This window comes from Kitasatospora sp. NPDC058184 (genome assembly GCF_042883725.1).
Classification (GTDB): domain Bacteria; phylum Actinomycetota; class Actinomycetes; order Streptomycetales; family Streptomycetaceae; genus Kitasatospora.
Genome location: NZ_JBHVVE010000001.1, coordinates 435,985 through 461,571, shown reverse-complemented (window position 1 = coordinate 461,571; position 25,587 = coordinate 435,985). Strand labels below are relative to the sequence as shown.

Below are 25,587 nucleotides of genomic sequence, written 5' to 3'. Positions count from 1 at the left end.
CGGCCGGGCAGGCGTCCGGTACGGAGGCGCACACCGTTCGCGGTGCTCGTCGTGGTGCTGCTGGCGGCCGGGCTGCTCGGCCTGCTCGCGCTGAACACCGCACTCAACGAGGGCTCCTTCGAGCTGTCCCGACTGCAGAAGCAGACCACCGTGGCGACCGACGAACAGCAGAGCCTCCAGCACGAGATCGACCAGAGCTCGGCCCCGGACGCGCTGGCCAGGCGCGCCGCCGAGCTGGGCATGGTCCCGGCCGGCGGGATGGCCTTCCTGGACGTCCCGAACGGCGGCAAGGTGGTCGGCACCCCCGGCCCGGCGCAGGACAGCCCGCCGGTCAAGCGGTCCACGGCCGAGCCGTGGCCGACCAGGACCCCCTCCGGTGCCGCCCAGCCGAGCGCGGCCCCGCCCGCCGCCGGGCCGTCACCGGCCGCGCCGCAGCCGGGCGGTGCCCCCTCGCCGGCCGCGCCGCCGCCCGCACCGGCCCCGGCGACGTCCGCCGGCGATTCGGTGATCCAGCTCAACCCGGTCTCGCCCGCCGCGGCCGCGAAGCCGAACGGAGGCGCGGGCCGATGAGCCAGTGGACCGTCAGAAGGGGTGACGGGCGCGAGGCGCCCGGCGAGCGCGGCGAGGTGGCCGCATGAGCACTCCACGTCAGCCGGGCGGGAGCGGCGGTTCCGGCAGCGGCAACGGCCGCCGTCCGGTGCCCCGGGGCACCGCGCCGCGCGCGCAGTCCGCCGCCGGCCGCGGTCAGCCCACCAAGGCCCAGCCCGCCAAGGGGCAGCCGGCCAGGAGCCAGCCCGCGAAGGCCCAGCCCGCGCGCAGCCAGCCCGCGAAGGGCCAGCCCGCGCGCAGCCAGTCGGCCAAGGCCCAGCCCGCCAAGTCGGCCTCCGCCGGCCGTACCCCGCGGGCGCCGCAGCAGCGCCGCCCCGAGGGGCGCCCGCCGGCCCGCAGCCAGGCGGCGGTGCGCCCGAAGAGCCGTCCGCCGCTGCGCCCCAAGGCGCTCAAGCTGGCCGAGCCGAAGCGCCGGCTGCGGGTGATCTCCGTGGTGCTGTCGCTGGTGTTCTCCGTCTTCGCGGGCCGCCTGGTGCAGCTCCAGCTGGTGGACGCCGACGCGCTGGCCGCCGACGCCAACACCAACCGCTACATGAACATCCCGATCACCGCCGAACGCGGCTCGATAACGTCCTCCGACGGGGTCGCGCTGGCGGCCACCGTGGACGCGTACGACATCACCGCCGACCCGGCGATGTTCACCCCGGAGGCGACCGGCATCCCGGACGCGCCGGAGCAGGCGGCCGCGCTGCTGTCGCCGATCCTCGGCGTGCCCAAGGAGAAGATCGCCACCGACCTGCACACCCCCAAGACCCGCTACAAGCGGCTCGCGGCCCAGCAGACCCCGGCCGCCAAGAAGCAGATCAGCGACCTCAAGTCGGGCCTGGAGAAGCAGGCCGGCTCGCGGGCCTGCCAGGCCCAGAAGAAGCTGCTCGGCAAGCCCGCCGACCAGGGCGGGCGCACCCGGGTGGACAACGAGTGCGCCAACCCGCTGGCCGGGGTGTTCAACCGGGAGACCCAGAAGCGGATCTACCCGGCGGACGGCCTGGCCGCCAACCTGGTCGGCTTCGTCAACGCCGAGGGCGAGGGCGCCGGCGGCCTGGAGCAGCAGTACCAGAAGCTGCTGGCCGGCAAGGACGGCCACAGCAGCTACGCCCAGTCGGGCGGGCGGCTGGTGCCCACCGCCGGGGGCTCGATGGAGCCGGCCGTACCGGGCGACGACGTGAAGCTGACCATCAACCGGGACATCCAGTGGGCCGCCCAGCGGGCGATCACCGACCAGGTGGCCAACTCCGGCGCGGAGAAGGGCTACGTGGTGGTCCAGGACGTGAAGACCGGCCAGGTCCTCGCGATGGCCACCGCGCCCGGCTTCAACCCGAACGACCTGAGCCTGGCCAAGCAGTCCCAGATGGGCAACCCGGCCCTGGTCGACGCGTACGAACCGGGCAGCACCGCCAAGCTGATGAGCCTGGCCGCGGTGCTGGACTCCGGCACGGCCAACTGGGACACCAAGGTGACCGTGCCCAACCGGCTGGTCCGGGCCGGGCAGCAGTTCAAGGACGACGTCGAGCACGGCGACTGGCACCTGACCCTGGCCGGGGTGCTCGCCAAGTCCTCCAACATCGGCACCATCGAGGCGGTCGAGACCCTCGGCGGCGGCGACCAGCTGAAGACCAACCAGGTGCTGGACGGCTACATGCGCAAGTTCGGGGTGGCCCAGCCGACCGGTCTGGGCTTCCCCGGGGAGACCTCCGGGATGCTCAAGAAGCCGGAGGACCTGGTCGCCTCGGAGAAGTACAACATCTCCTTCGGCCAGGGCCCGCTGCAGATGAACGCGCTCCAGGCCACCTCGGTCTACTCGACCATCGCCAACGGCGGGGTGCGGGTCGCGCCCAGCATCGTCCAGGGCGTCACCGACCCGAACGGCAAGTACGCCCCGAGCGCGCCGGGGGAGCAGACCCGGGTGGTCAGCCCGGAGACGGCCAAGACCCTCACGTCGATGCTGGAGTCGGTCGTCGACGACGAGCAGGGCACCGGCGGCAAGGCCGCCATCCCCGGCTACCGGGTCGCGGGCAAGACCGGCACCGCCGACCGGGGCGCCGCCGACGGCAAGGGCTACGACGGCTACACCGCCTCCTTCATCGGCTTCGCCCCCGCCGACGCCCCCCGCTACACCGTCTCCTGCACCCTCCAGGGCCCGGTCAACGGCCACTTCGGCGGCCAGCTGTGCGGCCCGGTGTTCAAGCAGGTGATGGAGTTCACCCTGAAGACCATGCAGGTCCCGCCGAGCGGCAGCCCGGCGCCGAACCTGGCCGTCGAGTGGAAGCCGTGAGCGCACGATGAGCAACGGACCGGCCGGGCCGGAGCACGGCGCGGCGGAGGGCCGGTTTGGCCCTGGACACCCTTCGGCGGATAGCCTTCCCGCCGTGCCGAAACCCGATCAAACCACCGTGAGTCCGCCCCGTCCGACCGGGACCACCGCCCTGCCGCTCGCCGAGCTGGCCGCCGAACTGGGCCTGCCGCCCGTCGAGGGCGGCGCCGTCACCGGCGTCACCCACGACTCCCGCGCGGTCCGTCCGGGCGACGTGTACGTGGCCTTCCCGGGCGCCAACCACCACGGCGCGGCGTTCGCCGGCAAGGCCGCGGAGTCCGGCGCGGTGGCGGTGCTCACCGACCCGGCCGGCGCCGAGCAGGCGGCCGCCACCGGCCTGCCGCTGCTGGTCGTCGACCGGCCGCGGGCCGTCATGGGCGAGCTGGCCGCGATCGTCTACGGCCGCCCCTCCCGGCGGCTGCTGATGATCGGGCTGACCGGCACCAACGGCAAGACCACCACCTCCTACCTGGTCGAGGGCGGCCTGCGCGGCGCCGGGCGCAGCCCGGGCGTGATCGGCACCGTCGAGATGCGGGTCGGCGAGGAGCGGATCAAGAGCGAGCGCACCACCCCCGAGGCCACCGACCTGCACGCGATCCTCGGCGTGATGGCCGAGCGCGGCGCCGACGCGGTGACCATGGAGGTCTCCAGCCACGCCCTGGTCTTCGGCCGCACCGACGGGGTCGCGTACGACGTCGCGCTGTTCAACAACCTGACCCCCGAGCACCTCGACTTCCACCCGGACATGGAGGACTACTTCCAGGCGAAGGCCCGGCTCTTCCAGCCCGGCAAGTCCCGCCACGGGGTGGTCAACCTGGACGACGAGTACGGCCGCCGGCTCGCCGCCGAGGCCAAGATCCCGGTGACCACCTTCTCCGCGACCGGCGCCGCCGCAGCCGACTGGCGGGCCGTGGACGTCCGGCTCGGGCCGGTCGGCTCCACCTTCAAGGTGCTGGGCCCGGACGGCGCCGAGGCCGAGGCCTCCGTCCCGCTGCCCGGCCCGTTCAACGTCGCCAACGCGCTCGCCGCGATCACCCTGCTGGTCGCCGCCGGCCTGCCGCTGGAGCGGGCCGTGGCCGGCGTCGCCGCCGTCCCCGGCGTGCCCGGCCGGCTGGAGCGGGTGGACGCCGGACAGCCGTTCGTCGCCGTCGTCGACTACGCGCACAAGCCGGACGCCCTGCAGGCCGTCCTCGCCTCGCTGCGCGAGGTCACCGAGGGCCGGCTGCACGTCGTGGTCGGCTGCGGCGGCGACCGCGACCCGCACAAGCGCGGCCCGATGGGCGCCATCGCCGCCCGTCTCGCCGACACCGCCCTGCTGACCAGTGACAACCCGCGCAGCGAGGACCCGCTGGCGATCCTCGCCACCATGCTGACCGGCGCCGCCGCGGTGCCCGAGGCCGAGCGCGGCGACGTCCTGGTCGTCCCCGACCGGGCCGAGGCGATCGGCCTCGCCGTCGCGCGCGCCCGGGCGGGGGACACCGTGCTGGTGGCCGGCAAGGGCCACGAGCTCGGCCAGTACGTACGAGACGAGATCCGCCCCTTCGACGACCGGGAGGTGCTGCGCGAATCCATCGCGCGGACCACGGCCGCACGGGGCGACCGAGGAGTAGAGCAGCAGTGATCGCACTGACCCTCGCCGAGGTGGCCGCCGCCGTCGGAGGCACGCTGGACGGCGCCGACCCGGACGCCCTGGTCACCGGCCCGGTCGAGGTCGACTCGCGGAAGGTGGCCCCCGGCGGCCTGTTCGCGGCCTTCGTCGGCGAGCACGTGGACGGCCACGACTACGCGGCCAAGGCGGTCGGGGACGGCGCCGTCGCGGTGCTGGCCTCCCGCCCGGTCGGCGTGCCCGCCGTCCTGGTCGACAGTGTGGTGGAGGCGCTCGGCCGGCTGGCCCGCGCCGTGGTCGCCCGCGCCGAGGGCACCGCCGTGGTCGCCCTGACCGGCTCGGCCGGCAAGACCAGCACCAAGGACCTGATCGCCCAGCTGCTCCAGCGCCGCGGCGAGACCGTCTACCCGCCCGGCTCGCTCAACAACGAGATCGGCCACCCGATGACCGCGCTGCGGGTCGAGGCCGGCACCCGGCACCTGGTCATGGAGATGGGCGCCCGGCACAAGGGCGACATCGAGTACCTCACCTCGATCACCCCGCCCCGGATCGGCGTGGTGCTCAACGTCGGCACCGCCCACGTCGGCGAGTTCGGCTCCCAGGAGGCGATCGCCGAGGCCAAGGGCGAACTGGTGGAGTCGCTGCCCGCCGACGGCGCCGCGATCCTCAACGCGGACGACCGGCTGGTGCGCGCGATGGCCTCCCGTACCAGGGCGAAGGTGGTCCTGTTCGGGGAATCGCCGGACGCCCACGTCCGGGCCACCGACGTTCGCCTGGACGCCACCGGGCGGCCATCGTTCACGCTCACCACCCCGGCCGGTTCCGCGCCCGTGCAGCTGCGCCTGTACGGTGAGCACCACGTCTCGAACGCCCTCGCCGCCGCAGCGGTGGCGGTGGAGCTCGGGATGTCCGTCGACGACACCGCGGCAGCCCTGGGCGAAGCGGGTGCGCTGTCCCGCTGGCGCATGGAGGTCGTCGACCGGGCCGACGGTGTCACCGTCGTGAACGACGCCTACAACGCGAACCCCGACTCGATGCGGGCCGCGCTGCGGGCGCTCGTCTCGATGGGTGGCCGGGGCCCGGAGCGCCGCCGCACCTGGGCGGTGCTCGGCGAGATGCGGGAGCTCGGCGAGGACAGCCTGGCCGAGCACGACGCCATCGGGCGGCTCGCCGTCCGGCTGGACGTCACCAAGCTGGTGGCGGTCGGCGGACGCGAGGCGGCCTGCATGGAACTCGGCGCGAGGAACGAAGGTTCGTGGGGTGAGGAGTCGGTGCTGGTGTCCGACGCGGACGCGGCGGTCGAGCTGCTGCGCAGTCAGCTGCGGCCGGGGGACGTGGTCCTGGTGAAGGCTTCCCGTTCGGTGGGGCTGGAGAAGGTGGCCGAGGCCCTCCTGACGGACGGTGTGGCCGCCTGATGAAGCAGATCCTTTTCTCCGGGATGATCGGTCTCATCCTGTCGCTGCTCGGCACCCCCGCCCTGATCAAGGTGCTCGCGAAGCACGGCTACGGCCAGTACATCCGGGACGACGGCCCCAAGGCGCACCACAGCAAGAAGGGCACGCCTACCATGGGCGGCATCGCCTTCATCCTGGCGACCCTGATCGCGTACTTCGCCACGAAGGCGATAACGGGCGAGAGCCCGACCGCCTCCGGGCTGTTGGTGCTCTTCCTGACCGCGGGCCTCGGCCTGGTCGGCTTCCTGGACGACTACATCAAGGTGGTCAAGCGCCGCTCGCTGGGCCTGCGGGCCAAGGCGAAGCTGGCCGGCCAGTCGATCGTCGGCCTCGGGTTCGCCATCCTGGCGATGCAGTTCCCGGACGACCGCGGGCTCAACCCGGCGTCCCAGAGCCTGTCCTTCGTCCGGGACTTCAAGTGGGCGATCGGCCCCGTCCTGTTCGTCATCTTCGCGTACTTCATGATCGCCGCGATGTCGAACGGCGTGAACCTGACGGACGGTCTGGACGGCCTGGCCACCGGCGCCTCGGTGATGGTCTTCGGCGCCTACACCTTCATCGGCATCTGGGAGCACACCCAGAGCTGCGCCTACGCGATCACCGCGACCGCCAACTGCTACGACATCCGGGACCCGCTGGACCTCGCCGTCGTGGCCTCCGCCCTGATGGGCTCCTGCTTCGGCTTCCTGTGGTGGAACACCTCGCCCGCCAAGATCTTCATGGGTGACACCGGCTCGCTCGCCCTCGGCGGCGCCCTGGCCGGTCTGGCGATCTGCTCCCGCACCGAGCTGCTGCTCGCCCTGCTCGGCGGCCTCTACGTGATCATCACCCTCTCGGTGATCATCCAGGTCGGCTCCTTCCGGATGACCGGCAAGCGCGTCTTCAAGATGGCGCCGTTGCAGCACCACTTCGAACTCAAGGGCTGGACCGAGGTCCTGATCGTCGTCCGGTTCTGGATCATCCAGGGCCTGTGCGTCGCCGTCGGCCTCGGCCTGTTCTACGCGGGATGGGTGACCGGATGACCGACCCCGACCTGACCACCCCGGCCCCGGCCAACCCGGACTTCGACGGCCTGCCGGTCGCCGTCGCCGGGCTCGGCGTCTCGGGCATCAGCGCCGCGCGCGTCCTGCACGGCCTCGGCGCCCGGGTCACCGTGGTGGACGGCGGCAGCGGCCCCGGCCTGGCCGCCCGGGCCGCCGAGCTGGAGGCGCTCGGCGTCACCGTGCGGCTCGGCGACGGCGCGAGCCTGCCCGAGGGCACCGAACTGATCGTCACCTCGCCCGGCTGGGCGCCGGACAGCCCGCTGTTCGCCGCCGCCGAGGCGGCCGGGGTGCCGGTCTGGGGCGACGTCGAGCTGGCCTGGCGGCTGCGCAGGCCGCTGCCCGGCACCGGCGAGCCCGCCCCCTGGCTGGCCGTCACCGGCACCAACGGCAAGACCACCACCGTCCAGATGCTCGCCTCGATCCTCACCGCCGCCGGCAGGCGCACCGCCGCCGTCGGCAACGTCGGGGTCTCGGTCCTGGACGCGGTGCTCGCCGAGGAGCCGTACGACGTGCTCGCCGTCGAGCTCTCCAGCTACCAGCTGCACTGGGCGCCCTCGCTGCGCCCGCACTCGGCCGCGGTGCTCAACCTGGCGCCCGACCACCTCGACTGGCACGGCTCGATGGAGGCGTACGCCGCCGACAAGGGCCGGATCTACGAGGGCAACACGGTCGCCTGCGTGTACAACCTGGCCGACCCGGCCACCGAGGCGCTGGTCCGCGAGGCCGACGTCGAGGAGGGCTGCCGGGCGATCGGCTTCGGCCTCGGCGCCCCCGGCCCGTCGAACCTCGGCGTGGTGGACGGGCTGCTGGTGGACCGCGCCTTCGTCGAGGACCGGGCCAAGAACGCGGCCGAGCTGGGCGCGGTGTCGGACGTGAACCCGCCGGCCCCGCACAACATCGCCAACGCGCTCGCCGCGGCGGCGCTGGCCCGGGCGTACGGCGTCGAGCCGAAGGCCGTCCGGGAGGGCCTGCGGGCCTTCCGCCCGGACGCCCACCGGATCGCCGAGGTCGGCGTGGTCCGCGAGGTCACGTACATCGACGACTCCAAGGCCACCAACACCCACGCGGCGGCCGCCTCGCTGGCCGCCTACCGGCCGATCGTCTGGATCGCCGGGGGCCTGGCCAAGGGCGCGACCTTCGACGACCTGGTGCAGGGCGCGGCCGAGCGGCTGCGCGCCGTGGTGCTGATCGGCCAGGACCGGGCGGTGATCCGGGAGGCGCTGGAGCGACACGCTCCGGATGTGCCGGTGATCGAGGCGGCCGAGGGCCAGACTGGCGCGGTGGCGATGGCCGAGGTCGTTCGAACGGCCGCGTCGCTCGCCCGATCGGGTGACACGGTGCTGCTGGCGCCGGCCTGCGCCTCGATGGACATGTTCACCAACTACGGCGAGCGCGGCGACCTCTTCGCGGCGTCCGTCCGGGAGCTGGCGGGCGAGTAGTCAGGCGGGTGGACGGGCCGGCGCGGGCGCGTCGGACGGAGAGAGTGAGCGGGGAGCGGTGGCGGGGCAGGGCAGAGCGGATTCCGGCGTTGTGAAGCGGGACGCCGCCGAGCCGATGAGGGTGATCTCCGCCACCACGACCAAGTACAAGTCGGCCGGTCCGCTGGCCCGCCTCCAGGCCTTCCGGGCCCGGTGGCGGTACTGGCTGGACCGGCCGCTCACCCCGTACCTGCTGGTGCTCGGCAGCACCCTGCTGCTGGTCGTGCTCGGCCTGATGATGGTCTTCTCGGCCTCGCAGATCCTCGCCCTGAACCAGCACCACACGGCGCAGTACTACTTCCTCAAGCAGCTGATCGCGGCCATCCTCGGCCTGGTCCTGCTGATCGGCTTCGCCTCCGTCCCGGTGGCGGTGCTGCGGGTGATCACCTACCCGGTGATGATCGCGGTGATCGGCGCCCTCACCCTGGTCGCCATCCCCGGCATCGGGGTGCGGATCAACGGCAACCAGAACTGGCTGGATTTCGGCTTCTTCCAGTTCCAGCCCTCGGAGTTCGCCAAGCTCGCGCTGGTGCTCTGGGGCGCCGACCTGCTCGCCCGCAAGCAGAAGGCCGGCACCCTCAACTCGTGGAAGCACCTGCTGGTGCCGCTGGTGCCGGGGGCCCTGCTGCTGCTCGCGCTGATCATGTTCGGCGGCGACATGGGCACCTCGATGATCCTGGTGGCGATGCTGTTCGCGCTGCTCTGGATGGTCGGCGCGCCGCTGCGGCTGTTCGTGGCCACCGTCGGGGTGGCGGTGGTGGTCTGCACCGCGCTGGTGGTCACCGTCCCGCACCGGGCCGAGCGGCTGGGCTGCATCGGCGTCACCAAGCTCGACCCGGAGGGCGCCTGCTTCCAGGCCCTGCACGGCGTCTTCGCGTTCGCCAACGGCGGCGGCTTCGGTACCGGCCTCGGCGCCGGCGTGGAGAAATGGGGCCAGCTGCCCGAGGCGCACACCGACTTCATCTTCGCCGCGACCGGCGAGGAACTCGGTCTGGTGGGGACGCTGTCGGTGCTTGGTCTCTTCGCGGCACTAGGCTACGCGGGTATCCGTGTGGCCATCGGTACGAAGGACCCCTTCGTCAGGTACGCCGCGGGAGCCGCCACCACCTGGATCATGGCGCAGGCCATGATCAACCTGGGGTCGGCGCTGGGACTGCTGCCCATCGCGGGCGTCCCGCTCCCGCTGTTCTCCTACGGCGGTTCCGCCATGCTGTCGGCCATGTCCGCGATTGGTGTGCTGCTGTGCCTGGCGCGCAGCACCTCGGGCGCGAAGGCGGCCCTGGCCGCCCGGAGCAAGAACTCCCGGATCAGGAGACAACTGGCCCGGGTGCTGCCACGACGACGAACCACAGCGCGCCCGGCCCCGGGGCCGGCACGCAGGGAGCGGTGAATTTCGGTGCATGTCGTACTCGCCGGCGGGGGGACCGCCGGTCACATCGAGCCGGCCATGGCCCTCGCGGATGCCCTCCGCAGGCACGACCCGTCCGTCGGGATCACCGCCCTGGGCACCGAGCGCGGACTGGAGACCCGACTGGTACCCGAGCGCGGCTACCAGCTCGAGCTCATCCCGGCCGTCCCGCTGCCCCGCAAGCCCACCCCGGAGCTGATCACCGTCCCCGGCCGGCTGCGCGGCACCGTCCGGGCGGCCCAGGAGATCATCGAGCGGGTCAACGCGGACGCCGTGGTCGGCTTCGGCGGCTACGTCGCGATGCCCGCCTACCTGGCCGCCAAGCGGGCCGGGGTGCCGATCGTGGTGCACGAGGCGAACGCCCGCCCGGGCCTGGCCAACAAGATCGGCGCCCGCTACAGCGACTTCGTGGCGGTCTCCACGCCGGACAGCAAGCTGCGCGACTCCCGGTACATCGGCATCCCGCTGCGCCGGACCATCGCCACCCTGGACCGCGGCGCGGCCCGTCCGGAGGCCCGCCAGTACTTCGGCCTCGACCAGCGGCTGCCCACCCTGCTGGTCTCCGGCGGCTCCCAGGGCGCCCGCCGGCTCAACGAGACGATCACCGCGATCGCCCCGCGGCTCCAGCAGTACGGCGTGCAGATCCTGCACGCGGTCGGCCCGAAGAACGAGCTGCCGCAGGTGGCGGACGTCCCCGGGATGCCGCCGTACCGCCCGGTGCCGTACCTGGACCGGATGGACCTCGCCTACGCGGCCGCCGACATGATGCTCTGCCGGGCCGGCGCCATGACGGTGGCCGAGCTGGCGGCCGTCGGCCTGCCCGCCGCGTTCGTCCCGCTGCCGATCGGCAACGGCGAGCAGCGGCTGAACGCCCAGCCGATGGTCAAGGCCGGCGGCGGTCTGCTGGTGGACGACGCCGAGCTGACCCCGGACTGGGTGCTGCAGAACGTGCTGCCGGTGCTCACCGACCCGCAGCGGCTGTGGGACATGAGCCGTTCGGCCGCCGAGTTCGGCCGCCGGGACGCCGACGACCTGCTGGTCGGCATGGTCTACGAGGCCATCCAGGCCCACCGCGGCGGCCGCCGCCGTGGCTGACGGCCGGCTCGCCGACCCGCTGGAGGAGGAGCTGGAGGTGGAGGAGTCCGCTCCCCGCCTCCGGCTCTCCCGGCGGGGCATCGTGGTGCTGGGCGCGCTCGGCGCCGCGGTGCTCGGCGTGCTGGCCTGGCTGGTGTTCTTCTCCTCGGTCCTGGACGTGCGCACTGTCGCCGTCCAGGGCGCGGGCGACGACAAGCTGACGCCGGACCAGGTCCGCGAGGCGGTCGGCGGGCTCGGCGACGGGCCGCTGGCGCGGGTGGACCTGGACGGCGTCCGGCACCGGGTGGAGGGGATCCCCCGGGTGGCCAGGGCCGAGGTGTGGCGGGGCTGGCCGCACACCCTGCGGGTGAAGGTGGTCCAGCGCACGGCGGTGGCCGCGGTCAAGGGGGACGACGGCCGGTTCACCCAGGTCGACGCCGGGGGCGTGAGCTTCGCCACCGAACCGGCCCCGCCCGAGGGCGTCCCGGTGGTCGAGCTGCGACTCAGTCAGCAGGCGAACGACGTCGACGGGGTGATCTCCCGTCCGCAGCTGGTGCAGGGCGCGGTGGCGGTGGCCGCCGGGCTGCCGCCGGAGGTCGCCAAGCGGGTCGGCTCGGTGCTGGTGCACTCGTACGACGACATCCAGTTGCAGCTCAGCGGGGGTGCGACGGTGCGCTGGGGGAGTCCGGAGCAGATCGACCGCAAGGCCCGGGTCCTGGTCGCGCTCCTGAACCAGAAGGGCACGAACTTCGACGTGACGGCGCCGGAGGCGCCGGCGGTGTCGGGATGATCCGGTAGGTTCTCTGCCTGAGGGAGGGGTTGACGCCTTGAAGTGTCGGCCCGACTCTTGGTGGTCACCCCCGGTTTCCTAAGCCGGCCGATGATCACATAGGCTCAAAAGAAAAAGGGAAGCTCGGCGTGTTCGTTGAAACGCGTGCCTGGAGCCACCTAGTGTCCTGTGTCACCAGACTGTGTTTCCTGGTGATGTGACGGAGACACAGAACTAACCCTAAAGGTCAAGTTTAGGGTTGGGGTCGGCGGTCGGCATTTCGGACATTCAGTCAGAAACCAGGCTCCCTACCCATCGACATCCGTCGGTACGGCCCCGCCCCGGGTCGGGCCGACCCGGAAATTCGAGGCGAGAGGCCTTCGACGTGGCAGCACCGCAGAACTACCTCGCAGTCATCAAGGTCGTCGGAATCGGCGGCGGTGGTGTCAACGCCATCAACCGGATGATCGAGGTCGGTCTCAAGGGCGTCGAGTTCATCGCGATCAACACCGATGCGCAGGCCCTCCTGATGAGCGACGCCGACGTCAAGCTCGATGTGGGCCGTGAACTCACCCGGGGCCTCGGCGCCGGCGCCAACCCCGAGGTCGGCCGCAAGGCCGCCGAGGACCACCGCGAGGAGATCGAGGAGGTCCTCAAGGGGGCCGACATGGTCTTCGTGACCGCCGGCGAGGGCGGTGGCACGGGCACGGGCGGCGCGCCCGTCGTCGCCAACATCGCGCGCTCGCTGGGCGCCCTGACGATCGGCGTGGTCACCCGCCCCTTCACCTTCGAGGGCCGCCGCCGGGCCAACCAGGCCGAGGACGGCATCGCCTCCCTGCGCGAAGAGGTCGACACCCTCATCGTGATCCCCAACGACCGGCTGCTGTCCATCTCGGACCGCCAGGTCAGCGTCCTCGACGCGTTCCGCTCGGCCGACCAGGTCCTGCTCTCCGGTGTCCAGGGCATCACCGACCTGATCACCACCCCGGGTCTGATCAACCTCGACTTCGCCGACGTCAAGTCCGTCATGTCGGACGCCGGTTCGGCGCTCATGGGCATCGGCTCGGCCCGCGGTGAGGACCGCGCCAAGGCCGCCGCCGTGATGGCGATCTCCTCGCCGCTGCTGGAGGCCTCGATCGACGGCGCCCGCGGCGTGCTGCTGTCCATCTCGGGCGGCTCCGACCTCGGCCTGTTCGAGATCAACGAGTCGGCCCAGCTGGTCAGCGAGGCGGCGCACCCCGAGGCGAACATCATCTTCGGTGCCGTCATCGACGACGCGCTCGGCGACGAGGTCCGGGTCACCGTCATCGCGGCCGGCTTCGACGGCGGGCAGCCGCCGGCGATCGTCCGCGACCCGGTCGTCAAGTCCACCACCCCGGAGCGCCCGGCCACCCCGCCGGCCGCCCCGGAGCGCCCGGCCGGCCGCCCGTACGGGACGATCGGCTCGGTGACGTCCCGTTCGGAGGGCGAGTCCTCGACCACCACGTCGAGCCGGAGCGCCGAGACCTCGACCACCACGACCGCCTCCGCCCCGGTTCCGCCGCAGGTGCAGCCGGCCCGGCAGCCGTTCGTGGAGAGCCCGGCCGAGGAGCTCGACGTCCCGGATTTCCTTAAGTGATCGATCACGCGATCCGCGCGGGTGCTCACTTCGCCTTCACCTCACGGTGGGGCGGGGTGAGCACTTCGCCGTACGGGGAGCTCAACCTCGGCGGCGCGGTGGGGGACGACCCGGAGGCCGTGCGGGAGAACCGGGCGCTGGCCGCCCGGCGGCTGGGGCTCGACCCGGCCGACGTGGTGTGGATGAACCAGGTGCACGGCGCCGAGGTCGCGGTGGTGACCGAGCGCCAGCCGCTCGGGCAGGCCCCGACGGTGGACGCGGTGGTCTCCGACCGGCCGCTCGCGCTGGCGGTGCTGACCGCCGACTGCACCCCGGTGCTGCTGGCCGATCCGGTGGCGGGCGTGGTGGGCGCGGCCCACGCGGGCCGGCCCGGGCTGGCGGCCGGGGTGGTGCCCGCGGCCGTCCGGGCGATGGTCGAACTGGGCGCGGAGCCCTCGCGGATCACCGCCGCCACCGGGCCCGCGGTCTGCGGCCGCTGCTACGAGGTGCCGGCCGAACTGCGCGCCGAGGTCGCCGCGGTGGTGCCGGAGGCCTTCGCCGAGACGTCCTGGGGGACTCCGGCCCTGGACGTGCCGGAGGGAGTCGCGGCCCAGCTGGCCGCGGCGGGGGTCAAGGAGCTGGTGAGGTCACCGGTCTGCACCCTCGAATCCGCCGATCACTACTCCTATCGCCGCGAGCAGCGCACCGGCCGGCTCGCGAGCTACGTCTGGTTGGGCTCTGATCACTGATGACGAACGACATCTACGGACCGTTCCCGGGGAGCGCCGCGTTCGTGGCGGCGCTGACGGAGGGCCAGCGGGCCCGGTACGAGGAACTCGGCACCAACCTCGACGTGGTCGAGCGCCGGATCGCGGACGCGTGCGCGGCCGCCGGGCGCGCCCGGAGCGAGGTCACCCTGGTCGTCGTCACCAAGACCTACCCCGCCGAGGACACCGCGCTGCTGGCCGGACTCGGTGTGACGGACGTCGCGGAGAACCGTGACCAGGACGCCGCTCCCAAGGCGGAGCAGTGCAGAAACCTTCCTCTTGACTGGCACTTCGTCGGCCAGCTGCAGACCAACAAGGTCCGCTCGGTCGTCCGGTACGCGAACCACGTGCACTCGGTGGACCGGCTCCGGCTGGTCCAGTCGCTCTCCGCGGCGGTGCTCAAGTCGGAGCGCCCGGAGCTGGGTTGCCTGGTGCAGGTGGCGCTGGACAAGGCGTACGGGGAGGGTGAGCACCGGGCGGGGGTCGCGCCGGAGGACGTCGCGCAACTGGCCGACGCGATCGCCGACACGCCCGGGCTGCGGCTGGACGGTGTGATGACCGTCGCTCCGCTGGCGGGCCCGCTGGCCGGGGATCCGGCCCGCGCCTTCGATCGGCTGACGGAAATCGCAACCGCCGTACGGGCGGACCATCCGGCTGCCACCATGGTCTCCGCAGGGATGAGCGGCGACCTTGAGCAGGCGATTGCCGCCGGAGCGACACATGTGCGCGTCGGAACGGCGGTACTCGGAGTGAGGTCACCCCTCAGGTAACGTCACCGGGTAAGTAGATCAGACAGCAGGACAAAATAGGACAGAATCTAGCAGCTCTTCGGAGCGCTAGCGAACCGTGGATCGCAGCTCCGCGGCCCCCACTCCACGAAACTGACCGGCCGTCGGGCTGACGCGCCGTCGTGGAGGGGCCGCGGAATCCGCAGGCAGGGCCGTCATGTGCCCGGGTTGCCGGGACGGAGCCGGTCCTGACGGAGCGAGCGGAGCGAGCGACCATCAGAAGGTGCGCGCATCGCGAAGCCCGCCACCGAGCGTCAGCGAGGTGGCTATGAGCGGAGGAGACAGGAGCATGGCCGGCGCAATGCGCAAGATGGCGGTCTACCTCGGCCTCGTGGAGGACGAGACGTACGACGGCCAGGGGTACGACCCCGACGACGACTACGACGCGGACCCCGAGCCGATCCGGACGGGCCAGCGGACCGAGGACATCCCCCGGCCGGCCCCGGCTCCGGTGGCCGCCGCGCCCGCTCCGGTCTCCTCGATCGCCCCGCAGCCGGTGCCCGCGGCGGTGCCGATCCGACAGGAGACTCCGAGGATGGCCCCCGTGTCGTCCATCACACCCGAACGTCGCCACAACCTGGAGAAGAGCGCACCGGTGATCATGCCCAAGGTCGTGAACGAACGAGAGCCCTACCGCATCACCACGCTGCACCCCCGGACCTACAACGAGGCCCGTACCATCGGGGAACAGTTCCGCGGCGGCACCCCCGTGATCATGAATCTGACGGAGATGGACGACACCGACGCGAAGCGCCTCGTAGACTTCGCCGCTGGACTCGTCTTCGGTCTGCACGGCAGTATCGAGCGCGTGACACAGAAGGTGTTCCTGCTGTCGCCTGCTAACGTCGATGTCACGGCGGAGGACAAGGCTCGGATCGCCGAGGGTGGGTTCTTCAACCAGAGCTGACCCGGCCACGACTTTACGTGTGGATCTGATCAACAGTGGTTTAGCGACAGGTGACGAGCGGCAGGCCCGAGGGATCGGGACCGGGGAGAGGGAAACGCGATGGACATCGTGTGGGCGGTGCTCTACTACGCCCTGACCGTCTTCCTGGTGTTCCTGCTCGTACGACTGGTCATGGACTGGGTCTTCCAGTTCGCGCGTTCGTGGCGGCCCGGCAAGGCCATGGTCCTGGTCCTGGAGGCCACGTACACTGTCACGGATCCGCCGCTCAAGCTTCTTCGGCGGCTCATTCCGCCGTTGCGTTTCGGGGGCGTGGCGCTCGACCTGTCCTTCTTCGTACTGATGATCATTGTGTATGTCCTGATCTCGCTTGTGCACCCCTAGTCGTAGGTGAGCGATGCGACAGGATGCCGGTGTGCCGACGATCACGTTGAGGTGAAGAGATGCCATTGACCCCCGAGGACGTTCGGAACAAGCAGTTCACGACCGTCCGCCTGCGTGAAGGCTATGACGAGGACGAGGTCGATGCCTTCCTCGACGAGGTCGAGGCGGAGCTGACCCGCCTCCTCCGGGAGAACGAGGACCTGCGCGCCAAGCTGGCCGCGGCGACTCGTGCCGCCGCGCAGAACCAGGCCAACCTGCGCAAGGAGCCGCAGCAGGACGCGCCCCGACAGGGCGGCGCTCCGGTGCCGGCCGCCATATCCGGTCCGCCGGTCCCCGGCCAGCAGGGTCCGGGCGGCCCGCAGCAGATGGGCCCCGGTGGTCCGCAGCAGATGGGTCCGGGTGGTCCGCAGCAGATGGGCCCCGGCGGCCCGCAGCAGCAGATGGGCAACCAGCCCCTCGGCCTGCCCGCCGGATCCGCCCCGCAGCTTCCCGCTGCCGGCGGCCCGCAGCAGCAGCAGATGAACCAGACCATGGGCGGCCAGCAGCAGCTGGTCCAGCCGATGGGCGGTCAGATGCTCCAGCCCATGGGCGGTCCCGGTGGCCCGCAGCAGATGGGCAACCCGATGGGCCAGGGCATGGGCCAGCAGCAGATGCAGCCGATGGGCGGCCCCATGGGCGGCCCGCAGCAGCAGCAGATGCAGCCGATGGGCGCCCCGATGCAGCAGCAGGGCCCCGGTGGCGACAGCGCGGCCCGCGTGCTGGCGCTCGCTCAGCAGACCGCCGACCAGGCGATCTCCGAGGCCCGCTCCGAGGCCAACAAGATCGTCGGCGAGGCGCGCAGCCGGGCCGAGGGCCTGGAGCGCGACGCCCGTGCGAAGGCCGACGCGCTGGAGCGGGACGCGCAGGAGAAGCACCGCGTCGCGATGGGCTCGCTGGAGTCGGCGCGGGCCACGCTGGAGCGCAAGGTCGAGGACCTGCGGGCGTTCGAGCGTGAGTACCGCACCCGTCTGAAGTCGTACCTGGAGACCCAGCTGCGTCAGCTGGAGTCGCAGGCCGACGACTCGCTCGCCCCGCCGCGGATCCCCGCCACTGCGTCGCTGCCGCCGGCGGCCTCGTCGATGGCTCCGGCCGGTGCCGGCGCGATGAGCGGCGGTGCGCCGAGCTTCGGTGGCGGCCAGCCGTCCTTCGGGGGCAACTCGCCGTCCTTCGGCGGGAACAGCTCCTTCGGTGGCAACTCCTCGGCGCCGAGCTTCGGCGGCCAGTCGACCGGTGGCAACAGCGGTGCTCCGCAGATGCAGCCGGCCGGGATGACCCAGCCGATGGCGGCCGTCCGTCCGCAGCCGCCGCAGCCGATGCAGCAGGCTCCGGCGCCGATGCGGGGCTTCCTGATCGACGAGGACGGCGACAACTGAGGTTGTAGCAGCGCCTTCCGAGAGCGCCCCCTTTCCGACCCACGGGTCGGGGAGGGGGCGCTCTTCTGCGTGGGGGGCGTGCGGGGAGGGGAAGCGCTGCGGCCGGGGGCGTGGGGAACCGGCCGGGGGCGTGCGGGAGCCGGGGTGGCTGCGGGGCGTGGGCGGGTACGGCGAAGCCGCCGTCACCCCGGGGTGACGGCGGCTTCGTTGTCGGGCGGTCAGGCCTTGCGGAGCTGGAAGGCCAGGCCGAGCGACTCGTCGGCGAAGGTCTCGGACTCCCAGTCGGCGGCACCGGCGGCGAAGTCGGTGGCGAGGACCTCCTCGGCGACGAGGGGACCGTGCTCGGCGATCGCCTCGGCGGTCTCCTCCGAGGCGGCGCGCCAGCGCAGGACGATGCGGTCGGCGACGTCCAGGCCGGAGTTCTTCCGGGCCTCCTGGATCTGGCGGATGGCGTCGCGGGCGATGCCGAGCCGCTTGAGCTCCGGGGTGATGGCCAGGTCGAGGGCGACGGTGGCGCCGGACTCGTTGGCGACGGCCCAGCCCTCGCGCGGGGTCTCGGTGATGATCACCTCGTCCGGGGAGAGGGCGACCGTCTCGCCGTCCAGCTCGACCGAGGTCTCGCCGGTGGCGCGCAGTTCGGCGGCCAGGCGGGCGGCGTCGGTGGCGGCGACCGCCTTGGCGACGTCCTGCACGCCCTTGCCGAAGCGCTTGCCCAGCGCGCGGAAGTTGGCCTTGGCGCTGGTGTCGACCAGCGAGCCGCCGACCTCCGCCAGCGACTCCAGGGTGGAGACGTTGAGCTCCTCGGCGATCTGCGCGCGCAGGTCGGCCGGCAGCTCCTCCCAGCCCTGGGCGGCGACCAGCGCGCGGGACAGCGGCTGACGGGTCTTCACGCCGGACTCGGCGCGGGTGGCCCGGCCCAGCTCGACCAGGCGGCGGACCAGCGCCATGTGCCGGGAGAGCTCGGTGTCGATCAGCGACTCGTCGGCCTCCGGCCAGGTGGCCAGGTGCACCGAGGCCGGGGCCTCCGGGGCGACCGGGACGACCAGGTCCTGCCAGACCCGCTCGGTGATGAACGGGGTGAGCGGGGCCATCAGGCGGGTGACCGTCTCCAGCGCCTCGTGCAGCGTGGCGAGCGCGGCGGCGTCGCCCTGCCAGAAGCGGCGGCGGCCGCGGCGGACGTACCAGTTGGACAGGTCGTCGACGAAGCCGGACAGCAGCTTGCCGGCGCGCTGGGTGTCGTACGCCTCGTAGGCCGCGTCGACCTCGCGGACCAGGGTGTTCAGCTCGGAGAGCACCCAGCGGTCCAGCTGCGGGCGGTCGGCCGGGGCCGGGTCGCTCGCCGAGGGCGCCCAGTTCGAGGTGCGGGCGTACAGGGCCTGGAAGGCGACGGTGTTCCAGTAGGTGAGGAGGGTCTTGCGGACCACCTCCTGGATGGTGCCGTGGCCGACCCGGCGGGCCGACCAGGGCGAGCCGCCGGCCGCCATGAACCAGCGGACGGCGTCGGCGCCGTGCTGGTCCATCAGCGGGATCGGCTGGAGGATGTTGCCCAGGTGCTTGGACATCTTGCGGCCGTCCTCGGCCAGGATGTGGCCCAGGCAGACGACGTTCTCGTAGCTGTTCTTGTCGAACACCAGGGTGCCGATCGCCATCAGCGTGTAGAACCAGCCGCGGGTCTGGTCGATCGCCTCGGAGATGAACTGCGCCGGGTAGCGCTTCTCGAACAGCTCCTTGTTCTCGTACGGGTAGCCGTACTGGGCGAAGGGCATCGAGCCCGAGTCGTACCAGGCGTCGATGACCTCGGGCACGCGGGTGGCGGTGCCGCCGCAGTCGCGGCAGTCGAAGGTCACCGCGTCGATGTACGGGCGGTGCGGGTCGAGGCCGCTCTGGTCGGTGCCGGTGAGCTCGGACAGCTCGGCCAGCGAGCCGACGCAGGTGAGGTGGCCCTCCTCGCAGCGCCAGATCGGCAGCGGGGTGCCCCAGTAGCGGTTGCGGCTGAGCGCCCAGTCGATGTTGTTGTTCAGCCAGTCGCCGAAGCGGCCGTGCTTGACCGTGTCCGGGTACCAGTTGGTGGCCTCGTTCTCACGGATCATCGCGTCCTTGACGGCGGTGGTCCGGATGTACCAGGACGGCTGCGCGTAGTAGAGCAGCGCGGTGTGGCAGCGCCAGCAGTGCGGGTAGCTGTGCTCGTACGGCAGGTGGCGGAAGAGCAGGCCGCGCTCCTTGAGGTCCGCGACCAGGTCCTCGTCGGCCTTCTTGAAGAACTGGCCGCCGACCAGCGGGACCTCGGGGGCGAAGGTGCCGTCGCCGAGCACCGGGTTGACCACCGGCAGGCCGTACCGGCGGCAGGTCGCGAGGTCGTCCGCGCCGAAGGCGGGGGACTGGTGGACGATGCCGGTGCCGTCCTCGGTGGTGACGTACTCGGCGGTGACGACGTAGTGGGCGTTCTCGATCTCGACCAGGTCGAAGGGGCGGCGGTAGGCCCAGCGCTCCATCTCGGCGCCGGTGAAGGACTCGCCGGTGGTCTCCCAGCCCTCGCCGAGCGCCTTGGCGAGCAGCGGCTCGGCGACGACGAGCTTCTCGTTCCCGTCGGTGGCCACCACGTAGGTGACCTCCGGGTGGACGGCGGCGGCGGTGTTGGAGACCAGGGTCCACGGGGTGGTGGTCCAGACCAGCAGGGCGGCCCGGTCGGCCAGCGGGCCGCTGGTCAGCGGGAAGCGGACGAAGACCGAGGGGTCGACCACGGTCTCGTAGCCCTGGGCCAGCTCGTGGTCCGAGAGGCCGGTGCCGCAGCGCGGGCACCAGGGGGCGACGCGGTGGTCCTGGACCAGCAGGCCCTTGTCGAAGATCTGCCGCAGCGACCACCAGACGGACTGGACGTACGACGGGTCCATCGTCCGGTAGGCCTCGTCGAGGTCGACCCAGTACCCCATGCGGGTGGTCAGCTCGGTGAAGGCGTCGGTGTGGCGGGTGACCGACTCACGGCACCTGGCGTTGAACTCGGCGATGCCGTACGCCTCGATGTCCTGCTTGCCGGAGAAGCCCAGCTCCTTCTCGACGGCGAGCTCGACCGGCAGGCCGTGGCAGTCCCAGCCGGCCTTGCGGGCGACGTGGTAGCCCTTCATGGTCCGGAAGCGCGGGAAGACGTCCTTGAAGACGCGGGCCTCGATGTGGTGGGCGCCGGGCATGCCGTTGGCGGTCGGCGGGCCCTCGTAGAACACCCACTCGGGGCGGCCCTCGGACTGCTCCAGGCTGCGCTGGAAGATCTTGTTGTCCTGCCAGAACGACAGGATCTGGTGCTCCAGGGCAGGCAGATCCACCTGCGCGGGGACGGGGTTGTAGGTGCTGGCCATCGCGGCGTCTACCTCCGGCGGATGCTGGGACTGGATCCTCCGGAGGGACGAGACGGACCAGGCCGCCCCGCGGTACCACCCTCCTTGGCCGCGGTACTGCTGTTCGCGGCCCTCTTGTTTGGGCTTGCTGCCGGGTCTAGTGGGCCGCTGCGGCATCGCGGCGGCCGTTCTTCCGGCGGCTCCGGGGTGATCTTCCCGCCGTGCACACCCCCGGGCTCGCACCGTCCCCGGGTCGCTGGTGGCTGCGTACGTCGGTACTCGTCCCATCTGCGCCTTGCAGGCCCAGTGTATCGGCCGGGCGAGTCGGTTTGTCCAAAGCGTTTCCCGGCGGGCGGTCCGCGGGCGCGCCGGCGGGCGCCCCGGGAGTGCTCCGGCCATGCTCCGGGAGCGCTTCGGGAGCACTCCGGGGGCGTGCGGCGGCGGAGGTTAGCCGGAGTCGATCTGGGCACAAATCCATGAGCGCACGGGGCGTGACGGTTGGGGCGGCTGCCTGGGTGGGAACGTTATGAGGCGTCGGTATGTCATGTTGTGACCGGTTTTGATCGGGATTATCGTTCCGGCACTGGAAGCCGCCGGGAACCGGCGGCTCGATTCGTTCGTAGATGGGGTCGAAAGCCATGGCTGAGAAGGGAACCGGCGCGGGTACCGCCACCAAGCGGGCACGCAAGGCCGTGGCGGTCGACCCAGGGGAGGGGACCGTGACCACTACCGCACCGAAGAACGGCACCGACACCGTCACCGCGCCGCGCGGCGCCGAGTCCGTGGACCCGGCCACGCTGCCGGTCCGGCCGGGCGAGGACCCGTGGACCACCGAGGAGGTCCACGAGCTGCACGACGAGCTGATCAGCGAGCTGGACCGGCTCCGCAGCGAGATCGACGCCGCCGAGGCGGCCATCTCCGGCCTGATGCGCGACTCCAACGACGGAGCCGGCGACGACCAGGTGGACGCCGGTACGAAGAACATCTCGCGGGAGAGCGAACTGGCGCTGGCCAACAACGCGCGCGACAGCCTGGCGCAGACCGAGCGCGCGCTGGAGCGGCTGGAGGGCGTCGGCTTCGGCACCTGCGAGTCCTGCGGGCAGGCCATCGGCAAGGCCCGGATGCAGGCCTTCCCCCGGGCGACGCTCTGTGTGCAGTGCAAGGCCAAGCAGGAACGCCGCTGACCAGGGCGGCCGGAGGGACGCGAGGGGTCGGGCTTGCCGTACGCTCGACCCCGTAACGTCGCCTGAAGGATGCCGCCTGACGCGTTCGTGAACGCGGGCAGGCCATCACCGGCCCACCACCCTCCCCCTCCTGCGGACCGGGGGAGCTCCACCGGCAGCGGAGCGGATCATCAGCACGCAAGGTTCCCCCCAGACCCGGGACGACGCCGTCCCGACCCCCGCCGATGCCGTGGAGGTGCCCGTGGCCGAGCCGACCGGGGCGTCCGCGGACACCACGACGGACGGGAAGCCCAAGGGTCCGCGGCGGATCGGCGTGCTGCTGGTCGTCGCGGTGCTCGCCCTCCTGATCGACCTCGGCAGCAAGCTGCTGGTGGTCGCCCGGCTGGAGAACCACGCGGCGATCAAGGTGATCGGGGACGTGCTCACCCTCCAGGTGATCCGGAACTCGGGCGCGGCCTTCGGGATGGGGCAGGCGCTGACCGTCGTCTTCACGGTGATCGCCTCCTCCGTCATCGTGGTGATCTGGCGGATCGCCCGGAAGCTGTACAGCCTGCCCTGGGCGATCGCGCTCGGGCTGCTGCTCGGCGGGGCGCTCGGCAACCTCACCGACCGGCTGTTCCGCGCGCCCGGGGTCTTCCGCGGGCACGTGGTGGACTTCGTCTCCGTCCAGTACTTCGCGGTCTTCAACCTCGCGGACACGGCGATCGTCTGCGGCGGAATCCTGGTGGTCCTGCTCTCCTTCCGGGGCAGCAACCCGGACGGGACCGTCCACCAGGAGGTCGAGAAGGCCGGGAAGGCCGGGAAGCCGGAGCAGGGCGGGAAGTAGCGCCGGACCGCCGGCGGGCGGGGGAGGGCCGCGGTTCCGGCATACTCGTACGGGTGAGTACCGCAGCGCAGATCCGCAGCCTCCCCGTTCCCGACGGCCTGGAGGGCGAGCGCCTCGACGCCGCCCTGGCCCGGATGTTCGGCTTCTCCCGGACCAAGGCCGCCGAGCTGGCCGCCGACGGCAAGGTGATGATCGACGGCGCCGTGGCCGGCAAGTCGGACCGGGTGACCGCCGGCTCCTGGCTGGAGGTCGAGATCCCCGCCCCGGCCGCGCCGGTGCGGATCGTCGCCGAGCCCGTCGAGGGCATGCGCATCGTGCACGACGACGAGGACATCGTCCTGATCGACAAGCCGGTCGGCGTCGCCGCGCACCCCAGCCCGGGCTGGACCGGCCCCACCGTGATCGGCGGACTGGCCGCGGCCGGGTACCGGATCTCCACCTCGGGCGCCGCAGAGCGCCAGGGCATCGTGCACCGGCTGGACGTCGGCACCTCCGGGCTGATGGTCGTCGCCAAGTCCGAGCGCGCGTACACCGACCTCAAGCGGCAGTTCCACGACCGGATCACCGAGAAGCGCTACCACACGCTGGTGCAGGGCCACCCGGACCCGATGAGCGGGACGGTGGACGCGCCGATCGGGCGGCACCCCAGCTCGGACTGGAAGTGGGCCGTCACCCGCGACGGCAAGGCGTCGATCACCCACTACGACCTGATCGAGGCGTACCGGGCCGCGTCGCTGCTGGCGATCAAGCTGGAGACCGGGCGCACCCACCAGATCCGCGTCCACATGTCCGCGCTGCGGCACCCCTGCGTGGGCGACCTCACGTACGGCGCCGACCCCACGCTGGCCAAGCGGCTCGGGCTGACCCGGCAGTGGCTGCACGCGGTGTCGCTCGGCTTCGAGCACCCGGCGGACGGGCAGTGGGTCGAGTTCTCCAGCGAGTACCCGGAGGACCTCAAGAAGGCGCTGGACATCATCGCGGCGGAGAGCTGAGATGACGGCCGCCGAGGTGCCGGCCGTCACCGTCCGGGTCGTCGACGGGGAGGCGGACCTGGAGCTGGCGCGGGCCGTCCGGCGCGAGGTCTTCGTCGTCGAGCAGAACGTGCCCGAGGAACTGGAGTACGACGAGTACGACGCGACCTCGGTGCACCTGCTGGCCGTCGGGGCCGACGGGGCCGCGCTGGGGACGGCGCGGCTGATCTTCGGCGAGCAGGCGCGCGGGCTCACCGGGGGCGTCGAGGGGCGCGTGCTGCTCGGGCGGCTCGCGGTCGTCGCGGCGGCCCGGGGGACGGGGCTGGGCGCGGAGCTCGTCCGGGCCGTCGAGGCCGCGGGGGCCGAGCGCGGGGGCGTGGAGGTCGAGCTGCACGCGCAGGTGCAGGCGCTCGGGTTCTACGAGCGGCTGGGGTACGTGGCCGAGGGGCCGGTGTACGACGACGCCGGGATACCGCACCGGACGATGACGCGAGTGCTGTAGGACCCGCCCTGATCGCGCGGTTCCCCGCGCCCCTGTCCGGGGCGCGGGGAACTCCGCTTTTCGGGGCTTCGCCGGCGGGGCCGGGCGCCGGTCAGGTGTCGGTGGTGCGGAGGCGGGGGAGCGCGTGGGGGTGCTCGTCGCGCAGGTGGGCGATGAGCTGCTCGCGGATGTCGAAGCGGAGCCGGGCGGCGTCGTCGGGGGTGCGGGCGGTCATGGTGGCGCGGACGACGATGGTGCTGGGCGTGGTGTCGGTGACGTCGAGGGCCCACTCGCCGCCGTCCCAGAGCGGGTGCCGGTCGAGGCGGGCGCGCAGGGTGGTGCGCAGCTCGTCCACCCGGGTGGTGTGGTCGAGGTGGAGCAGGACGGCGGCGAGCAGGCCGGGGTCGCGGCGGGTCCAGTTCTCGAAGGGCTTGTTGACGAAGTACGAGACCGGGACGATCAGCCGGCGGTAGTCCCAGAGCCGGACCACCAGGTAGCTGAGGGTGATCTCCTCGACGGTGCCCTGCTGGCCGTCCACCACCACGGTGTCGCCGATCCGGACGGTGTCGCCGAAGGCGATCTGGAGGCCGGCGAAGAAGTTGCCCAGGGTGCTCTGGGCGGCGATGCCGGCCACGATGCCGATGATGCCCGCCGAGGCGAGCAGGCTGGCGCCGATGGTGCGCATGGCGGAGAAGGTCAGCAGCATCACGGCCACGGTGACCACGACGATCAGCGCGTCGGCCGCCCGGCGCAGCATGCTGATCTGGGTGCGCACCCGCTGGACCCGGGCCGGGTCGTCGACGCGGCTCTCGTACCGGCTGAGCAGGGCCTCCAGGACGGCGGCCACCACGCGGACGGTGAGCCAGCCCAGCGAGGCGAGCAGGAACAGCAGGAGCAGGTGCTGGGCGCCGTCGTCGTGCTTCAGGTGGAAGATCCGCTGGAGCGGCTTGGCGGCGAGCAGCAGGGCCGACACGACGGCGAGCTGGAGCGGGATCCGGCAGCGGCGCAGGAGCGGCCAGACCGGTGCCGACGGCTGGCGGGCGGCGATCCGCTGGAGGGCCTGGTCGACGATCCAGCCGATCGCCAGGGTGGCGGCGACGGTGGCGAGCAGCGAGAGCAGCGGCCGGAGCATGCGCCGTACGATACCCGGGCACAGTGGGGCGAAGCGGACGTAACGGTGCGGGGCTCGGGT

21 protein-coding genes are annotated in these 25,587 nt (G+C 72.3%); 19 read left to right on the top strand and 2 right to left on the bottom strand.

Annotated features, from left to right (window positions below; all coding sequences use genetic code 11):
• Positions 1-42: 42 nt before the first annotated feature.
• From ACFVXH_RS02105 to ACFVXH_RS02035, 15 genes are all read left to right on the top strand, one after another.
• Positions 43-570: a hypothetical protein gene (locus ACFVXH_RS02105; RefSeq protein ID WP_310593123.1), complete on the top strand. Its 528-nt coding sequence runs from the start codon at positions 43-45 to the stop codon at positions 568-570.
• Between the two features lie 64 nt (positions 571-634).
• Positions 635-2,881, top strand: coding sequence for a penicillin-binding transpeptidase domain-containing protein (locus ACFVXH_RS02100; protein ID WP_387819647.1), 2,247 nt, complete (start codon positions 635-637; stop codon positions 2,879-2,881).
• Between the two features lie 94 nt (positions 2,882-2,975).
• Positions 2,976-4,541, top strand: coding sequence for a UDP-N-acetylmuramoyl-L-alanyl-D-glutamate--2,6-diaminopimelate ligase (locus ACFVXH_RS02095; protein WP_049658287.1), 1,566 nt, complete (start codon positions 2,976-2,978; stop codon positions 4,539-4,541).
• Positions 4,538-5,941 carry a UDP-N-acetylmuramoyl-tripeptide--D-alanyl-D-alanine ligase gene (murF, locus tag ACFVXH_RS02090; RefSeq protein ID WP_049658289.1) on the top strand — a complete coding sequence of 468 codons (1,404 nt, stop codon included), beginning with the start codon at positions 4,538-4,540 and terminating at the stop codon, positions 5,939-5,941. The genes ACFVXH_RS02095 and murF overlap by 4 nt, the downstream gene beginning before the upstream one ends.
• Positions 5,941-7,002 (top strand): phospho-N-acetylmuramoyl-pentapeptide-transferase, encoded by a 1,062-nt coding sequence (mraY, locus tag ACFVXH_RS02085; RefSeq protein ID WP_074000913.1) that lies wholly within the window; start codon positions 5,941-5,943, stop codon positions 7,000-7,002. Before murF ends, mraY begins: the two co-directional genes overlap by 1 nt.
• Complete coding sequence (murD, locus tag ACFVXH_RS02080; protein WP_387819645.1) at positions 6,999-8,462, top strand: UDP-N-acetylmuramoyl-L-alanine--D-glutamate ligase; 1,464 nt, start codon at positions 6,999-7,001, stop codon at positions 8,460-8,462. The genes mraY and murD overlap by 4 nt, the downstream gene beginning before the upstream one ends.
• A gap of 91 nt (positions 8,463-8,553) precedes the next feature.
• Positions 8,554-9,891 carry a putative lipid II flippase FtsW gene (gene ftsW / locus ACFVXH_RS02075; protein WP_375874002.1) on the top strand — a complete coding sequence of 446 codons (1,338 nt, stop codon included), beginning with the start codon at positions 8,554-8,556 and terminating at the stop codon, positions 9,889-9,891.
• A gap of 6 nt (positions 9,892-9,897) precedes the next feature.
• Entirely contained in the window at positions 9,898-11,004 is a 1,107-nt protein-coding gene (gene murG, locus ACFVXH_RS02070) for an undecaprenyldiphospho-muramoylpentapeptide beta-N-acetylglucosaminyltransferase (RefSeq protein WP_049649525.1), read from the top strand.
• Positions 10,997-11,773 carry a cell division protein FtsQ/DivIB gene (locus ACFVXH_RS02065; RefSeq protein ID WP_049649526.1) on the top strand — a complete coding sequence of 259 codons (777 nt, stop codon included), beginning with the start codon at positions 10,997-10,999 and terminating at the stop codon, positions 11,771-11,773. The genes murG and ACFVXH_RS02065 overlap by 8 nt, the downstream gene beginning before the upstream one ends.
• A 364-nt stretch (positions 11,774-12,137) precedes the next feature.
• Positions 12,138-13,370: a cell division protein FtsZ gene (gene ftsZ, locus ACFVXH_RS02060; protein ID WP_049649527.1), complete on the top strand. Its 1,233-nt coding sequence runs from the start codon at positions 12,138-12,140 to the stop codon at positions 13,368-13,370.
• Entirely contained in the window at positions 13,367-14,098 is a 732-nt protein-coding gene (pgeF, locus tag ACFVXH_RS02055; protein ID WP_181970547.1) for a peptidoglycan editing factor PgeF, read from the top strand. Before ftsZ ends, pgeF begins: the two co-directional genes overlap by 4 nt.
• Positions 14,098-14,886, top strand: coding sequence for a YggS family pyridoxal phosphate-dependent enzyme (locus tag ACFVXH_RS02050; RefSeq protein WP_079271769.1), 789 nt, complete (start codon positions 14,098-14,100; stop codon positions 14,884-14,886). The genes pgeF and ACFVXH_RS02050 overlap by 1 nt, the downstream gene beginning before the upstream one ends.
• A 307-nt stretch (positions 14,887-15,193) precedes the next feature.
• Complete coding sequence (locus tag ACFVXH_RS02045; protein WP_049649528.1) at positions 15,194-15,811, top strand: cell division protein SepF; 618 nt, start codon at positions 15,194-15,196, stop codon at positions 15,809-15,811.
• Between the two features lie 99 nt (positions 15,812-15,910).
• Positions 15,911-16,192, top strand: coding sequence for a YggT family protein (locus tag ACFVXH_RS02040; RefSeq protein ID WP_030060143.1), 282 nt, complete (start codon positions 15,911-15,913; stop codon positions 16,190-16,192).
• A 59-nt stretch (positions 16,193-16,251) separates the two neighbouring features.
• Positions 16,252-17,604: a DivIVA domain-containing protein gene (locus ACFVXH_RS02035; RefSeq protein WP_117487433.1), complete on the top strand. Its 1,353-nt coding sequence runs from the start codon at positions 16,252-16,254 to the stop codon at positions 17,602-17,604.
• A 218-nt stretch (positions 17,605-17,822) separates the two neighbouring features.
• Here ACFVXH_RS02035 and ileS read toward each other — a convergent pair whose 3' ends face one another.
• Positions 17,823-20,954 (bottom strand): isoleucine--tRNA ligase, encoded by a 3,132-nt coding sequence (gene ileS, locus ACFVXH_RS02030; protein ID WP_387819641.1) that lies wholly within the window; start codon positions 20,952-20,954, stop codon positions 17,823-17,825.
• A gap of 698 nt (positions 20,955-21,652) precedes the next feature.
• Here ileS and ACFVXH_RS02025 point away from each other — a divergent pair.
• From ACFVXH_RS02025 to ACFVXH_RS02010, 4 genes are all read left to right on the top strand, one after another.
• Complete coding sequence (locus ACFVXH_RS02025; RefSeq protein WP_234348203.1) at positions 21,653-22,117, top strand: TraR/DksA family transcriptional regulator; 465 nt, start codon at positions 21,653-21,655, stop codon at positions 22,115-22,117.
• A gap of 241 nt (positions 22,118-22,358) precedes the next feature.
• Positions 22,359-22,943 carry a signal peptidase II gene (gene lspA, locus ACFVXH_RS02020; protein WP_387819638.1) on the top strand — a complete coding sequence of 195 codons (585 nt, stop codon included), beginning with the start codon at positions 22,359-22,361 and terminating at the stop codon, positions 22,941-22,943.
• Positions 22,944-22,996: 53 nt separating this feature from the next.
• A complete protein-coding gene (locus ACFVXH_RS02015) occupies positions 22,997-23,935 on the top strand; it encodes an RluA family pseudouridine synthase (protein ID WP_049649532.1) in 939 nt (312 codons plus the stop codon).
• Position 23,936: 1 nt separating this feature from the next.
• Entirely contained in the window at positions 23,937-24,416 is a 480-nt protein-coding gene (locus ACFVXH_RS02010; protein WP_049649533.1) for a GNAT family N-acetyltransferase, read from the top strand.
• A gap of 91 nt (positions 24,417-24,507) precedes the next feature.
• On the opposite strand, the gene ACFVXH_RS02005 is transcribed toward ACFVXH_RS02010, so the two are convergent.
• On the bottom strand, positions 24,508-25,527 hold the full coding sequence (locus tag ACFVXH_RS02005) for a mechanosensitive ion channel family protein (protein ID WP_375873997.1): 1,020 nt from the start codon (positions 25,525-25,527) through the stop codon (positions 24,508-24,510).
• Positions 25,528-25,587 lie beyond the last annotated feature (60 nt).

Bases quoted from the DNA above. Each gene is read 5' to 3' on its own strand.
- ileS (WP_387819641.1), bottom strand. From the start codon at position 20,954: ATGGCCAGCACCTACAACCCCGTCCCCGCGCAGGTGGATCTGCCTGCC.
- ACFVXH_RS02040 (WP_030060143.1), top strand. From the start codon at position 15,911: ATGGACATCGTGTGGGCGGTGCTCTACTACGCCCTGACCGTCTTCCTG.
- ACFVXH_RS02035 (WP_117487433.1), top strand. From the start codon at position 16,252: ATGCCATTGACCCCCGAGGACGTTCGGAACAAGCAGTTCACGACCGTC.
- ACFVXH_RS02050 (WP_079271769.1), top strand. From the start codon at position 14,098: ATGACGAACGACATCTACGGACCGTTCCCGGGGAGCGCCGCGTTCGTG.
- ACFVXH_RS02100 (WP_387819647.1), top strand. From the start codon at position 635: ATGAGCACTCCACGTCAGCCGGGCGGGAGCGGCGGTTCCGGCAGCGGC.
- murD (WP_387819645.1), top strand. From the start codon at position 6,999: ATGACCGACCCCGACCTGACCACCCCGGCCCCGGCCAACCCGGACTTC.
- ACFVXH_RS02005 (WP_375873997.1), bottom strand. From the start codon at position 25,527: ATGCTCCGGCCGCTGCTCTCGCTGCTCGCCACCGTCGCCGCCACCCTG.
- mraY (WP_074000913.1), top strand. From the start codon at position 5,941: ATGAAGCAGATCCTTTTCTCCGGGATGATCGGTCTCATCCTGTCGCTG.
- ACFVXH_RS02045 (WP_049649528.1), top strand. From the start codon at position 15,194: ATGGCCGGCGCAATGCGCAAGATGGCGGTCTACCTCGGCCTCGTGGAG.
- ACFVXH_RS02010 (WP_049649533.1), top strand. From the start codon at position 23,937: ATGACGGCCGCCGAGGTGCCGGCCGTCACCGTCCGGGTCGTCGACGGG.